Origin of the sequence: Pseudomonas sp. BTN1, assembly GCF_001907715.1 — a bacterium.
Lineage (GTDB): Bacteria > Pseudomonadota > Gammaproteobacteria > Pseudomonadales > Pseudomonadaceae > Aquipseudomonas > Aquipseudomonas paracarnis.
The window spans coordinates 78932-91619 of the sequence record NZ_MPBM01000038.1 but is presented as its reverse complement, the minus strand read 5'-3'; the positions used below and the strand labels follow the sequence as shown (position 1 = coordinate 91619).

Sequence of the window (12688 nt, the reverse complement as noted above, 5' to 3'; positions counted from 1 at the left end):
CAGTCTCTGACGGCCGAGGCTTGCGTGAGCGCAAGTCCATATTCTTGTATGCGTAAACTGATTCTACACAGCGTAACCGGGTTTGTCCGTAGTCTTATCAAATCCCCATTACCCTGCCCTGCGCAAGGGGTTTGTTACACAGGTAGATGCCCAGCAGGATGACCGCCCCCCCCACCAACATCGCCATCGTCAGCGGTTCGTCCAGCAGCACCGCGCCGCAAATGACCGCCGTCAATGGGTTGAGCGCGATGAACACCCCGGACCGTGTGGCGCCTATGCGACGAATGCCATCGTAATAGCCGATATACGCCAGCGCCGACCCCATCACGCCCAGGTACATCAGGCTGAGCAGTTGCGGCAGATCAATAGCGTGCAGCCCTGCCATGGTCACGCTGGGTGAAACCAGCGCCGTAACGCTTAGCATCAGCGTGCCCAGCAGCACCGACCAGGTCACGGTCTGCAACGGCCCCAGGCTCTGATTGAGCCCACGGGAGAACAGCGTGTAAACGCCCCACCCCGCCACGCAACCGAGGATCAGCAGGTCACCGGCCCAGGCCATGGTCGCGCCCTGCAATGCCTGGGGATTGCGACTGATGATGACGGTCGCCGCGCCTGCCAGGCACAACGCGATACCGATACATTTGATGCGGCCCAGGCGCTCCTTGAACAACCACCAGGACGCCAGGCCGATCACCGCCGGGTTCAACGTGACAATCAACGAGGCGCGTGACGCATTGGTGTACTGCAGCCCATAAAAGAAGCACAGGTTGTAAAAGAAAATCCCAAAGAACCCCAACACCGCCAATTGGCCCCATTGGCGCGTGCTGGGGCGCACCAGGGCCGTGCGCGAAGCGGCCATGAACAGCAGCAATGCTGCGCTGGCCAAGGTGAAGCGCAGAGTGGCGGCCAGCAACGGGTGGACCTGATCAGCCAGGTAGCGCCCTGCGACAAAGGTGCCGCCCCAGATCATGGTGACAGCGGCAAGCTTCAGATAAGTGAGGCCATCGGCGACGTGACGCATAAGGCGGTGCTCAGGTGAGGGACGAATGGGCGTATTCTTTGGCTAATCACTCCTCATCGTAAAATGAGCCTTTACTCATGACCCTGACCCAACTGGAAATCTTTTCTCTGGTGGCCGAACTGCAAGGTTTTACCAGTGCGGCGCATCGCCTGGGTATCAGCCAGTCGGCGGTGTCCCACGCGATCAAGGCCTTGGAGCAGGAACTGGGGGTGGAGTTGTTTCGGCGCCATCAGACGGCGGTGGAACTGAGCGAAATCGGCGCACAATTGCTGGGACGCGCCCGGGCCATGCTGGGGCTGGCCAACACCTTGCAGCAGGAAGCGGCGGATGCACGCGGCATGAAGCGTGGCACGCTGCGTATCGGCTCGTTCGGGCCGACGGCGTCGGTTCGGTTGTTGCCGCCTATCCTCAGGCGCTTTCGCCAGGTTTATCCGGGTATTGAAGTGCATGTGGATGAAGGGCCTGATCGCCAGGTCATTCAGTGGCTGGATGAGCGCCGGGTGGATATCGGTTTTGTGGTGCTGGAGCAGGAACGCTTCGATACGGTCGCGTTGCTGGAAGATCAACTGGTGGCGCTGCTACCGGCCGGGCACCGGTTGGCCGCCCTTGAGGCCGTGCCCCTGCAAGCGCTCTGCGATGAACCCTTTATTCTGACTGAAGCCGGCTCGTCGGAGCTGGTGATGCGCTTGTTCAGTCAAGCCCGATTGCAGCCCAAAGTCCGGTACCGCTGTGCGCAGTTGCTCAGTACGTTGGAGGCGGTCAGTCGGGGCGATGGTTTGAGTGTGATTGCGCAGGCCTCCTTGCCGGAACATAGCGACTGGCGTTATGTGGCGTTGCCATTGGCGCCGCAGGTCCCACGCCGGATCGGACTGGCGGTGCTGGATCGACGACAGTCCTCCCCGGCTACCCTGGCATTCATCGAGCTGGCGCAAGGGTTGTACCCCTCGCTCACTTAGTGACCTGGCTATGCGCAGCGTCCTCTCATGCGTCGCACCCTACATAGCCACCCAATGTAGTGAAACGCAGCGTCGGCGACACCCTCCACACTCTGTACTTCAACGGACTTTGCGGGTTCGGGCGGGGGCGGTGCCTGATCCCCGCCACCACTGACCGAACGGCGAGGTCAACCCGCTTGAAACAAGTGAGCAGGCCTGCGTAATGCCATCTATCATCGGCTTATCTCACTCTTTTTCTCGCGACTGACTGCCCCTATGCCCCTGACTGTCAAAGGCCCACGAAGCCGAGCCGCACGCTATTTCATCAGTGCAACCAGCGGCGTGTTGCCCATCTTGCTGGGGGTTGTGATTCTGTACTGGCAAGCCGAGCGCACCCTTGAGCAAAGCACGGCGCAAACCGCTCAAGAAGCGGTCCGCCAGTTCGACCTGATGCTCGACAATACCGCCATCGCTGCCCAGGCTTTGCTGCCGCTGGCCGGTAAACCTTGTGACAGCAGCGCCAAGTTGGCGCTACGTGAACAAGTCACGCGCCGGCCGTTTGTGCGGGCCACGACGCTGTCCTGGCAGAAAAACATCTATTGCAGCTCGTTGTTTGGCGGTCGCTACCAATCGCCCGTCAACCCGGACGACTATGTGGATGGGCGCCTGTGGTTGATGAAAGGTAACCCCGTTACACCCGATACCGCCCTGCTGGTGTACCGCCTGGTGGAAGGCGATCAAGGCGCGTTTGCCTCGGTTGACGGTTACCACCTCACCAACGCCTTGCGCTTGATCAGCCGTTACGCGTACTTGGTATTGCAAGTCGGCCCGAACTGGCTGGGGGCCGACGGCAAGGTGCATCAAGGCGCGTTGCCGGTATTTGCCGTGGCCCCACAACGCCTGGCTTCCGAGCGCTATCGCTACAGTGTCGAAGCCGGGATGCCCGAGGGTGAAGTCTGGCGCTACATGCAGGCGCGGTATCCGGCGCTGTTCAGCCTGGTGGTGTTTTTCGGCATATTGGCGGGGCTGCTCGCTCACTGGCTGCAAAAACGCTCGTCCGCGCCAACCCACGAGTTACAACGCGCCTTGGGCGCCAATGAGTTCATCCCGTATTTCCAACCGGTGGTACGGGGTGACACACGCCAATGGGCCGGCTGTGAGGTGCTGATGCGCTGGAGGCATCCCAAAGAAGGCCTGGTGCGCCCGGACCTGTTTATTCCCCTGGCCGAAGACTCTGGCCTGATCGTGCCGATGACCCGCGCCCTGCTGCGCCAGACCGCCGCGCAACTGGCGCCCCATGCCGCACGTTTCAGCCCCGGCTTTCATATCGGCGTGAACATCACTGCACGCCATTGCCAGGACATGGCGCTGGTGCAGGACTGCCAGGAATTTCTGGCCGCGTTCCCACCCGGCCAGGTCACCCTGGTGCTGGAGCTGACTGAGCGGGAGCTGATCGAACCCACCGAGACCACCCGCCGGCTGTTCGAGGCCCTGCATCAACTGGGCGTCATGATCGCCATTGATGACTTCGGCACCGGCCACTCCAGCTTGGGCTATTTGCGCAATTTCAATGTCGACTACTTGAAGATCGATCAAAGCTTTGTCGCCATGATCGGTGCAGATGCGCTGTCGCGGCATATTCTCGACAGCATCATAGAGTTGTCGGTCAAGCTGGATCTAGGCATTGTTGCCGAAGGTGTAGAAACAGCCCAACAGTGTGAATACCTCGTGGCCCAAGGCGTGGATTTCCTACAGGGTTACCTGTTTGGCCGACCATTACCCTGCGATGAATTCATTAAATCCTTGGGGATCGTTGAATAGCCTTGCGCGGTCTACGATGAAAGATTGGTCTTTCTTTAAAAGACATGATTTACTCGGAATGAATTAACTACTACAATTTTTTCTGCCTGTGCAGAACTCGCAGAAGGGGCTTTTTCGTTGACGTGGCTTAACGTTCTTGGCTTATAGCTTTGTCTGCAGTTGATATCCGCAACTACATTATTGGAGTACAGATTTTGTCCAGACTCGCCGAATTTCGCGCAGCAGAAAAAGCCCTTCAAGAGCAGCTTGCACAGCTGGAATCTTTGAAGAATGACGCTGGCTTGAAGAAAGAAATCGAATTCGAAGAAAAGCTCAAGACGCTGATGGGCAAATACGACAAAAGCCTGCGCGACGTGATCGCTATCCTCGACCCAGCGCCACGCAAAGGCGGCGCACCGGCCGCCGCCGCGCCAAAACAGCGCCGCGCACGGGTGGTCAAGGTTTACCACAACCCGCATACCGGCGAGCTGATCGAGACCAAAGGTGGCAACCACCGCGGCCTTAAAGCCTGGAAAGAACAGTACGGCGCTGCCACTGTAGATTCCTGGCTTCGCGGCTGAAACATGTACTAAAAAAAAGCCCCGCATACGCGGGGCTTTTTTTGCTCTAGCGGTTCGGAATCGAATTTAACTTAGCGTTCACATTGTTCACATTCGCTCAGCTTGAGCGGGTCAAAGTTTCAGACTGTTACGCACCGAACTGATTTCCTCCTTGCTCGCCTCGTACGCTTGCGCTTGGCCCGCGTATGAAAATACATAGGCCTTATCGACATCCAGCGCACCGACTAATGTTTGCGACAATACGTGTCGACCGTTCTCGGTAATCACACAGGTAGTTTCCAGCGCGTCAAGCCGACTCAATGTCGTGGGGTGCATTTTGCTGCACACGCTTTGATAACCGCCACGGGCAAAGTCTTTCTGGATCGACTTGCGCATCTCCAGCAACACGCCGGGAAGATTAACTTTATGGCCGGTTTCAATCGGCGTCCCGGTCAACTCCATCACCATCAACGTGGCGCCATTTTCATCATTCTTGATCGCTCGCTGCCGGGACACTGCTTGGGGTTTGGCAGGGAGTTCGCCGTCAGGCACGACTTCTTCGACCTGCCAACCGCTGGGCCAATGGACCTGCGGGTCAGCTGCCAGCACAAACGGGCTGCCCAACAACACGCACACAGCACTCAACAGCGGCCTACGAAACTCGATCATTGCAAAAAACACCCAAGGTTCCAGCCGCAAAGTGTGCGGCCCGGCGCGCGCTGACCGCAAGGGTTTAGCGCGCTTTTTCATTTGGCGCAGCCGGTGCGCCTTGCGTATCATGGCCCGCCTGCATGGAGGCAGGCCGCAAGCCAATGGACCGCTCATCTCACATTTTTTCTGGAGGGCCCATGAGCCTGCACGAATTGAACACCTTCCCGGGCGTCACTGCCCAACCCGACAACGCTACGGCAAACTTCGTGTTCAACCACACCATGTTGCGGGTCAAGGACATCACCAAGTCGCTGGACTTCTACACGCGCATCCTGGGTTTCTCCCTGGTCGAGAAACGTGACTTCCCGGAAGCCGAATTCAGCCTGTACTTCCTGGCCCTGGTGGACAAGGCCCAGATCCCGGCCGACGCCGCCGAGCGTACCCAATGGATGAAATCGATTCCGGGCATCCTCGAACTGACCCACAACCACGGCACCGAAAGCGATGCCGACTTTGCCTACCACAACGGCAACACCGACCCACGCGGCTTTGGCCATATCTGCATCTCGGTGCCGGACATTGTGGCGGCGTGCGAACGTTTCGAAGCCTTGGGCTGTGATTTCCAGAAACGCCTGACGGATGGCCGCATGAAGAGCCTCGCGTTCATCAAGGACCCGGATGCCTATTGGGTTGAAATCATCCAGCCGGCGCCGATGTAATAAGCACTGCGTGACGCGGAGCGTCACCGGATGCATTCCCCCGCGGAGCGTGGGAACGAGAATCCCGCGCCGGGCGTGGGAACGAGAAAAACCCCATGATCGCTCATGGGGTTTTTCATTTTCAGCCCAGGATTACGCCGGAGCAGAGGTGCGGATCAAGTGATCGAACGCGCTCAACGAAGCCTTGGCGCCCTCGCCTACTGCAATCACGATCTGCTTGTACGGCACGGTGGTTACGTCACCGGCGGCGAACACGCCAGGCAGTGAAGTCTCGCCACGGGCATCGACAATGATCTCGCCGCGCGGCGACAGCTCTACGGTGCCTTTGAGCCAGTCGGTGTTGGGCAGCAAGCCAATCTGCACGAAGATGCCTTCCAGGTCGATGGTCTTGAACTCACCGCTGTCGCGGTCCTTGTAGGCAAGGCCGGTGACTTTCTGGCCATCGCCTTTGACCTCACTGGTCAATGCACTGGTAATCACATCCACGTTCGGCAGGCTGTAGAGCTTGCGTTGCAACACGGCGTCGGCGCGCAGCTTGCTGTCGAACTCAAGCAAGGTGACATGGCTGACGATACCGGCCAGGTCAATGGCCGCTTCCACGCCGGAGTTACCGCCGCCGATCACCGCCACACGCTTGCCTTTGAACAGCGGGCCATCGCAGTGCGGGCAGAAGCACACGCCGCGGGCTTTGTATTCCTGCTCACCGGGCACACCCATCTCTCTCCAGCGGGCGCCTGTGGCCAGGATCACGGTCTTGGACTTGAGGGTCGCACCGCTTTCGAAGCGAATTTCGTGCAGCTCCCCGGCATTTTTCGCCGGTACCAGGCTGCTAGCGCGTTGCAGGTTCATGATGTCCACATCGTACTGACGCACATGGGCTTCCAGCGCACTAGCCAGTTTCGGCCCTTCGGTTTCCTGTACCGAGATAAAATTCTCGATGGACATGGTGTCCAGTACCTGGCCACCAAAGCGTTCAGCCGCCACACCGGTACGAATACCTTTACGTGCCGCGTAAATGGCAGCCGAGGACCCGGCGGGGCCACCGCCAACCACCAGGACGTCGAAGGCGTCCTTGGCGCTGATTTTTTCCGCGGCTTTCTCGATACCGCTGGTGTCGAGCTTGGCGAGGATTTCTTCGAGGCCCATGCGGCCCTGGCCAAAGTTGACTCCGTTCAAGTAGACACTCGGGACCGCCATGATCTGGCGCTCATCGACTTCAGCCTGGAACAGCGCGCCATCAATCGCAACGTGGCGAATGTTCGGGTTCAGCACGGCCATCAGATTCAGCGCCTGGACCACGTCCGGGCAGTTCTGGCACGACAGCGAGAAGTACGTCTCGAAGCTGAACTCGCCTTTGAGAGCGCGGATCTGTTCAATTACTTCGACACTGGCTTTCGACGGGTGGCCACCCACTTGCAACAGGGCCAGCACCAACGAAGTGAATTCATGGCCCATAGGGATGCCGGCGAAACGCAGGCTGATCTCAGCACCCGGGCGATTGATGGAGAACGATGGCTTGCGCGCATCATTGCCATCGGTGTTCAGGGTAATCAGCGTTGAGAGGCTGGTTACGTCCTGCAAAAGAGCAAGCATTTCCTGGGATTTCGCACCGTCGTCGAGGGAGGCGATGATCTCGATCGGCTGGGTGACCCGTTCCAGGTATGACTTCAACTGAGCTTTAAGATTGGCGTCCAACATACGGGCGATTTCCTGTTCATTCGGTTTATTGCAGACAAAAAAACGCCCGAGCGACTCTCGCCCGGGCGTTTTGAGGGCGGATGCAGCTTACTTAAGTGCGGATACCCGCCCTTGATACGCGTTCACAGACTTAGATCTTGCCGACCAGGTCCAGAGACGGCGCCAGAGTGGCCTCGCCTTCTTTCCATTTGGCTGGGCAGACTTCACCCGGGTGGGCAGCGACGTACTGAGCGGCCTTGATCTTGCGCAGCAGCTCGGAAGCGTCACGACCTACACCGCCGTCGTTCAGCTCAACGATCTTGATCTGACCTTCCGGGTTGATCACGAAGGTGCCGCGGTCTGCCAGGCCAGCCTCTTCGATCAGCACGTCGAAGTTACGGGAGATGGTCAGGGTTGGGTCGCCAATCATGGTGTACTGGATTTTGCCGATGGCTGGCGACGTGTTGTGCCAGGCAGCGTGGGCAAAGTGGGTGTCGGTAGAAACGCTGTAGATTTCGACGCCCAGCTTCTGGAATTCGGCATAGTTGTCAGCCAGGTCTTCCAGTTCGGTTGGGCAAACGAAGGTGAAGTCGGCTGGGTAGAAGAAGACAACCGACCACTTGCCTTTCAGGTCAGCGTCGGTCACATCGACGAAGCTGCCGTTTTTGAAAGCGGTGGCTTTAAACGGTTTTACTTGGCTGTTGATGATAGGCATCGTTGACTCTCCGTCAGGGGTTAAGAAGTTGATGAGGTGAATCCTACCGGCTCTCTCGGTCGATGGCTCATTGGCAAACCTGATGCTGACGATTGGGTTTCTCTATCAGGTGACGCTATTAATAGAAAAAATCTCAAATCAGCGGTTGGGTTGCCAGGGTCATGCCCAGAAACGGCGTCGCTTCAACATAGCGCATCGCAGATTTCATGTCGTTCCAGCCGACGTAACTCATCAGGGACTTCAAATCCCAACCACTGCGATGCGCCCAAGTGGCAAAGCCCCGACGCAGGGAGTGGCTGGTGTATTGATCGGCGGGGATGCCTGCGCGCTCAAGGGCCTGGCGCAATAACGGGATCACACTGTTGGGATGCAAGCCCTCCTCACCCAGGTTGCCCCAGCGGTCGATGCCGCGAAACACCGGGCCGCGCACCAAAGCCGAGGCGCTGAGCCACTCGCTATAAGCCTGCACCGGGCACAGCCGGAGCAACGCTGGGGTCTGGTAGGTTTTGCCGAGGTTGTCACGGTCACTTTTGCTGCGTGGCAAGTACAGGCTAATGCCTGCGCCTGGCACGGCCTGCACGTGCTCGATGCTTAATCGGCACAGCTCATCACTGCGAAAACCCCGCCAGAAGCCCAACAGAATCAGCGCAGCATCGCGCTTGGCCCGCAGCAAGCGCGGCGGGTCGTGATGCTCGCTGGCCTGTTTGGCTTCAATGTCCAGGGCGGCGATTACTTGCTCCAACTGCGTGAGCTGCAAAGGCTCGGCCTGCCGCTCCCGCACCGGGTGCACGGCGCGGATGCCCTTGAGCACCTTGCGTACCACCGGCGCCTTCGTCGGGTCGGCAAACCCTTGGCTGGTATGCCATTGCGCCAAGGCCGAGAGCCGCAGTTTCAAGGTGTTGACTGCCAACACCCCGGCATGCGCCACGAGGTAGCGCGCCACGCTGTCGCTGGTGGCCGGCAGGAACCCTCCCCAACTGACTTCGAAATGCTCGATGGCCGCGCGGTAGCTGCGGCGCGTGTTGTCGCGGGTGGCAGCGTTGAGATATCGGTCCAGGTCGCTCATAGGCGTCTTTTCGTACCGCTGACGGGTGAATGGCTGATGAAAATGCTTATGACACGGGATAATACGCCAATATCCCATCTGTTAAATCATGAATTTCAACGAGTTTTTAATAATGTTATAGTATGTATATACATACCATGTACCACAGTACTAAATCGACGGAGACCCCATGGCTCGCGGCGGCATAAACAAAGCAGTAGTGCAAACGGCACGCCTGGCGATCCTCGCCCGTGGCGAAAACCCCAGCATCGATGCGGTGCGTATCGAAATGGGTAATACCGGCTCGAAAACCACCATTCATCGCTATTTGAAAGAGCTGGACGAAAGTGAGACGCGCCAGACCATCACCCAAGCGCCGATCGACGATGAGCTTGGTGAACTGGTCGCACGCCTGTCCCAACGCCTGAAAGAGAAGGCCCAAGAGCCGATCGACCTGGCCCTGGCGCAATTCGAGCAACAAAAAGCCGCCCTGCTCGCCCAGTTAGAAACCCTAGAAGAAGCGCACACCCAACTCAAACAGCAATTTGATATCCAGGCCGCTGCCCTCGCTGAAGAAAGCGCGGCGCTGCAAACCGCCAGCACCAGCCTGCAGACCGAGCAAACCCGTAACGCCGGGCTGAGCCAGGCGTGCAGCGACTACGAGCTAAGGCTCAACGACAAAGACGAGCAGATTCGCTCACTGGAAGAAAAACACCTGCACGCCCGCGATGCGCTTGAGCATTACCGCACTGCCATCAAGGAGCAGCGTGAACAGGAACAGCGTCGCCATGAGGGCCAGTTGCAACAGGTACAGGCCGAATTGCGTCAGGCCCAGCAAAGCGCTCTGGTGCGCCAGGACGAAATCACGCAACTGCATCGCGACAACGAGCGCCTGCTGAGTGAGCAGCGAGTGACAACCAAGGAATTGAATACGCTGCAGGAGCACGCTCGCCAGGACCAGGCGCTACAGTTGAAACTCAAGGAACAGCTCAGCCAGATCGACAGCGAGCGCACCCTGCTCCAGGAGCGCCTACGGGTTGCCGTGCTGGACAGCCAATCGCGCCAAGCGTCACTGCTTGAATATCAGCAGCACAACAAGGCGCTTGAGCTGGACCTGATCAAGGCCCAGGCAAGCATCGAAGCCCTGCGCCTGGCGACCGTCGTTGCAACGGTGCCAGAGGCAGCAGAGCCAAGCTGATCAGGGCGCCACAGGCGTGCGCATGGTGACGAATTCTTCCGCCGCCGTAGGATGCACGCCGATGGTTTCATCGAAATGCTGCTTGGTCGCGCCCGCCTTGAGCGCGATCGCCAGCCCTTGCACGATCTCACCCGCATCCGGGCCGACCATGTGGCAACCCAACACTTTGTCGGTGTCGGCGTCGACCACCAACTTCATCAAGGTCTTTTCCTGGCAATCGGTCAGGGTCAGCTTCATCGGCCGGAACCGGCTTTCAAAGATCTGCACGTTGTGGCCATTTTGGCGTGCATCCTCTTCAGTCAGGCCGACTGTGCCGATATTCGGCAGGCTGAACACCGCCGTCGCGATATTGGCGTAATCCACCGGGCGGTATTGCTCGGGCTTGAACAACCGCCGCGCCACGGCCATGCCTTCAGCCAGGGCCACCGGCGTCAGTTGCACACGACCAATCACATCGCCAATCGCCAGGATCGACGGCTCGGCGGTCTGGTAGAGATCATCCACCGCGACGAAACCGCGCTCGTCCAGTTTGACCCCGGTATTTTCCAGGCCCAGGTTATCCAGCATCGGACGGCGGCCAGTGGCGTAGAACACGCAATCGGCTTCCAGCACGCGGCCATCCTTCAAAGTGGCCTTGAGGCTGCCGTCAGCCTGCTTGTCGATGCGCTCAATGTCGGCATTGAACTGCAAGTCCAGGCCGCGCTTGGTCAGCTCTTCTTGCAGGTGTTTGCGCACCGAACCGTCAAAGCCGCGCAAGAACAGATCGCCGCGATACAGCAATGACGTTTGGGCGCCCAAGCCGTGGAAGATGCCGGCGAACTCAACGGCGATATAACCACCACCCACTACCAGCACGCGCTTGGGCAGCTCTTTAAGAAAGAATGCCTCATTGGAGCCAATGGCGTGCTCGCGCCCTGGAATCTCAGGGATCTGCGGCCAGCCGCCGGTGGCAATCAGGATGTGCTTGGCAGTGAAGCGCTCACCGTTGATCTCCACCTGATGGGCATCGACCAGGCGTGCATGCCCTTCATGCAGGGTCACGCCGCTGTTGACCAACAGGTTGCGATAGATACCGTTGAGGCGGTTGATCTCACGATCCTTGTTGGCGATCAGGGTCGCCCAATCAAAGTTCGCCTCACCCAGGGACCAGCCAAAGCCGCTGGCCTGTTCAAAGTCTTCGGCAAAATGCGCGCCGTACACCAACAGCTTCTTTGGCACGCAGCCGACGTTCACACAGGTGCCACCCAGGTAGCGGCTCTCGGCCACCGCCACCTTGGCGCCAAAACCTGCGGCAAAACGCGCCGCGCGAACACCGCCGGAACCGGCGCCAATTACATACAGGTCAAAATCGTAGGCCATTTCACTCTCCTCGGCAGGACACCAGCATACCGACTTACATGGGGCTGAAAAACGAAAAAGCCACCCGAAGGTGGCTTTCGCTTAAAACGTACCGGCAAGCGTGAATCAGTAAGCCTTGCCCGTCTTGTAGAAATGCTCGTAGCAGAAGTTGGTCGCTTCGATGTAGCCCTCAGCGCCGCCGCAGTCGAAACGCTGGCCCTTGAACTTGTAGGCAATCACGCAACCGTCTTTGGCTTGCTTGAGCAGAGCGTCGGTGATCTGGATCTCGCCGCCCTTGCCTGGCTCGGTTTCTTCGATCAGCTTGAAGATGTCCGGCGTGAGGATGTAACGACCGATGATCGCCAGGTTCGATGGCGCGTCTTCCGGTGCTGGTTTTTCGACCATGTCGCGTACGCGGATCAGGCCATCGCCAATATCGTCGCCGGCGATAACACCGTACTTATTGGTTTCGGTTGGGTTGACTTCCATTACCGCAACGATGGTGCAACGGTATTTCTGGTAGAGCTTGACCATCTGGGTCAGCACACCGTCGCCTTCCAGGTTGACGCACAGGTCGTCCGCCAGGACCACGGCGAAGGGTTCATCACCGATCAGCGGGCGGCCGGTGAGGATGGCGTGGCCGAGGCCTTTCATCTGAGTCTGACGGGTGTAGGAGAACGAGCACTCGTCGAGTAGTTTACGGATACCGACCAGGTATTTTTCCTTGTCGGTGCCCTTGATCTGGTTTTCCAGCTCATAGCTGATGTCGAAGTGGTCTTCCAGCGCGCGCTTACCACGACCCGTGACGATGGAGATCTCGTTCAAACCGGCATCCAGTGCCTCTTCCACACCGTACTGAATCAGTGGCTTGTTCACCACTGGCAGCATTTCTTTGGGCATGGCTTTGGTCGCTGGCAAGAAGCGAGTGCCGTAACCGGCTGCTGGGAACAAGCATTTCTTGATCATATGAGTCCTTACAAAGGGCTGTGCGTACGGAATTCGGCGCAGTCTAATCAGGCCGCAGTCACC

The 12688-nt window shown here is 58.6% G+C and carries 12 protein-coding genes; 5 read left to right on the top strand and 7 right to left on the bottom strand.

Features of this window, described 5'->3' with window-relative positions:
- Positions 1-97: 97 nt before the first annotated feature.
- On the bottom strand, positions 98-1021 hold the full coding sequence (locus BMH52_RS19055) for a DMT family transporter (RefSeq protein ID WP_073844681.1): 924 nt from the start codon (positions 1019-1021) through the stop codon (positions 98-100).
- A gap of 77 nt (positions 1022-1098) precedes the next feature.
- Between BMH52_RS19055 and BMH52_RS19050 the strand changes: the two genes are divergently transcribed.
- The 3 genes from BMH52_RS19050 (at position 1099) to BMH52_RS19040 (ending at position 4337) form a co-directional block, all read left to right on the top strand.
- A complete protein-coding gene (locus BMH52_RS19050) occupies positions 1099-1977 on the top strand; it encodes a LysR family transcriptional regulator (protein WP_073844679.1) in 879 nt (292 codons plus the stop codon).
- 255 nt (positions 1978-2232) lie between these two features.
- The gene (locus BMH52_RS19045; protein WP_072434588.1) at positions 2233-3777 is read left to right on the top strand and encodes an EAL domain-containing protein; all 1545 of its coding nucleotides are present in this window, start codon (positions 2233-2235) and stop codon (positions 3775-3777) included.
- Positions 3778-3971: 194 nt separating this feature from the next.
- Positions 3972-4337, top strand: coding sequence for a histone-like nucleoid-structuring protein, MvaT/MvaU family (locus tag BMH52_RS19040; RefSeq protein ID WP_014718508.1), 366 nt, complete (start codon positions 3972-3974; stop codon positions 4335-4337).
- Positions 4338-4448: 111 nt separating this feature from the next.
- On the opposite strand, the gene BMH52_RS19035 is transcribed toward BMH52_RS19040, so the two are convergent.
- On the bottom strand, positions 4449-4985 hold the full coding sequence (locus BMH52_RS19035) for a DUF4946 domain-containing protein (RefSeq protein WP_032872390.1): 537 nt from the start codon (positions 4983-4985) through the stop codon (positions 4449-4451).
- A 179-nt stretch (positions 4986-5164) separates the two neighbouring features.
- Here BMH52_RS19035 and gloA point away from each other — a divergent pair, with 179 nt between their 5' ends.
- The gene (gene gloA, locus BMH52_RS19030) at positions 5165-5686 is read left to right on the top strand and encodes a lactoylglutathione lyase (protein ID WP_073844677.1); all 522 of its coding nucleotides are present in this window, start codon (positions 5165-5167) and stop codon (positions 5684-5686) included.
- Positions 5687-5818: 132 nt separating this feature from the next.
- Here gloA and ahpF read toward each other — a convergent pair whose 3' ends face one another.
- The 3 genes from ahpF to BMH52_RS19015 all read right to left on the bottom strand — a co-directional run bounded on the left by ahpF (position 5819) and on the right by BMH52_RS19015 (position 9144).
- Positions 5819-7384 carry an alkyl hydroperoxide reductase subunit F gene (gene ahpF, locus BMH52_RS19025; protein ID WP_020302758.1) on the bottom strand — a complete coding sequence of 522 codons (1566 nt, stop codon included), beginning with the start codon at positions 7382-7384 and terminating at the stop codon, positions 5819-5821.
- Positions 7385-7514: 130 nt separating this feature from the next.
- Positions 7515-8078, bottom strand: coding sequence for an alkyl hydroperoxide reductase subunit C (gene ahpC, locus BMH52_RS19020; protein ID WP_003191303.1), 564 nt, complete (start codon positions 8076-8078; stop codon positions 7515-7517).
- A 133-nt stretch (positions 8079-8211) separates the two neighbouring features.
- Entirely contained in the window at positions 8212-9144 is a 933-nt protein-coding gene (locus tag BMH52_RS19015; protein ID WP_073844675.1) for a site-specific integrase, read from the bottom strand.
- Positions 9145-9313: 169 nt separating this feature from the next.
- Here BMH52_RS19015 and BMH52_RS19010 point away from each other — a divergent pair, with 169 nt between their 5' ends.
- Positions 9314-10321 carry a DNA-binding protein gene (locus BMH52_RS19010; protein WP_072434590.1) on the top strand — a complete coding sequence of 336 codons (1008 nt, stop codon included), beginning with the start codon at positions 9314-9316 and terminating at the stop codon, positions 10319-10321.
- Here the strand turns inward: BMH52_RS19010 and gorA are convergent, their stop codons facing one another.
- Together gorA and galU are read right to left on the bottom strand one after the other, a co-directional pair.
- Positions 10322-11680 (bottom strand): glutathione-disulfide reductase, encoded by a 1359-nt coding sequence (gene gorA / locus BMH52_RS19005; protein WP_072434591.1) that lies wholly within the window; start codon positions 11678-11680, stop codon positions 10322-10324. It abuts the gene before it with no gap.
- Between the two features lie 105 nt (positions 11681-11785).
- Entirely contained in the window at positions 11786-12625 is an 840-nt protein-coding gene (gene galU / locus BMH52_RS19000) for a UTP--glucose-1-phosphate uridylyltransferase GalU (RefSeq protein WP_003173830.1), read from the bottom strand.
- Positions 12626-12688 lie beyond the last annotated feature (63 nt).

What these genes read in the sequence shown, in the direction of transcription:
- BMH52_RS19035 (WP_032872390.1), bottom strand. Translation starts at nt 4,985, where the DNA reads ATGATCGAGTTTCGTAGGCCGCTGTTGAGTGCTGTGTGCGTGTTGTTG.
- galU (WP_003173830.1), bottom strand. Translation starts at nt 12,625, where the DNA reads ATGATCAAGAAATGCTTGTTCCCAGCAGCCGGTTACGGCACTCGCTTC.
- BMH52_RS19055 (WP_073844681.1), bottom strand. Translation starts at nt 1,021, where the DNA reads ATGCGTCACGTCGCCGATGGCCTCACTTATCTGAAGCTTGCCGCTGTC.
- gloA (WP_073844677.1), top strand. Translation starts at nt 5,165, where the DNA reads ATGAGCCTGCACGAATTGAACACCTTCCCGGGCGTCACTGCCCAACCC.
- gorA (WP_072434591.1), bottom strand. Translation starts at nt 11,680, where the DNA reads ATGGCCTACGATTTTGACCTGTATGTAATTGGCGCCGGTTCCGGCGGT.
- ahpC (WP_003191303.1), bottom strand. Translation starts at nt 8,078, where the DNA reads ATGCCTATCATCAACAGCCAAGTAAAACCGTTTAAAGCCACCGCTTTC.
- ahpF (WP_020302758.1), bottom strand. Translation starts at nt 7,384, where the DNA reads ATGTTGGACGCCAATCTTAAAGCTCAGTTGAAGTCATACCTGGAACGG.
- BMH52_RS19010 (WP_072434590.1), top strand. Translation starts at nt 9,314, where the DNA reads ATGGCTCGCGGCGGCATAAACAAAGCAGTAGTGCAAACGGCACGCCTG.
- BMH52_RS19015 (WP_073844675.1), bottom strand. Translation starts at nt 9,144, where the DNA reads ATGAGCGACCTGGACCGATATCTCAACGCTGCCACCCGCGACAACACG.
- BMH52_RS19050 (WP_073844679.1), top strand. Translation starts at nt 1,099, where the DNA reads ATGACCCTGACCCAACTGGAAATCTTTTCTCTGGTGGCCGAACTGCAA.
- BMH52_RS19045 (WP_072434588.1), top strand. Translation starts at nt 2,233, where the DNA reads ATGCCCCTGACTGTCAAAGGCCCACGAAGCCGAGCCGCACGCTATTTC.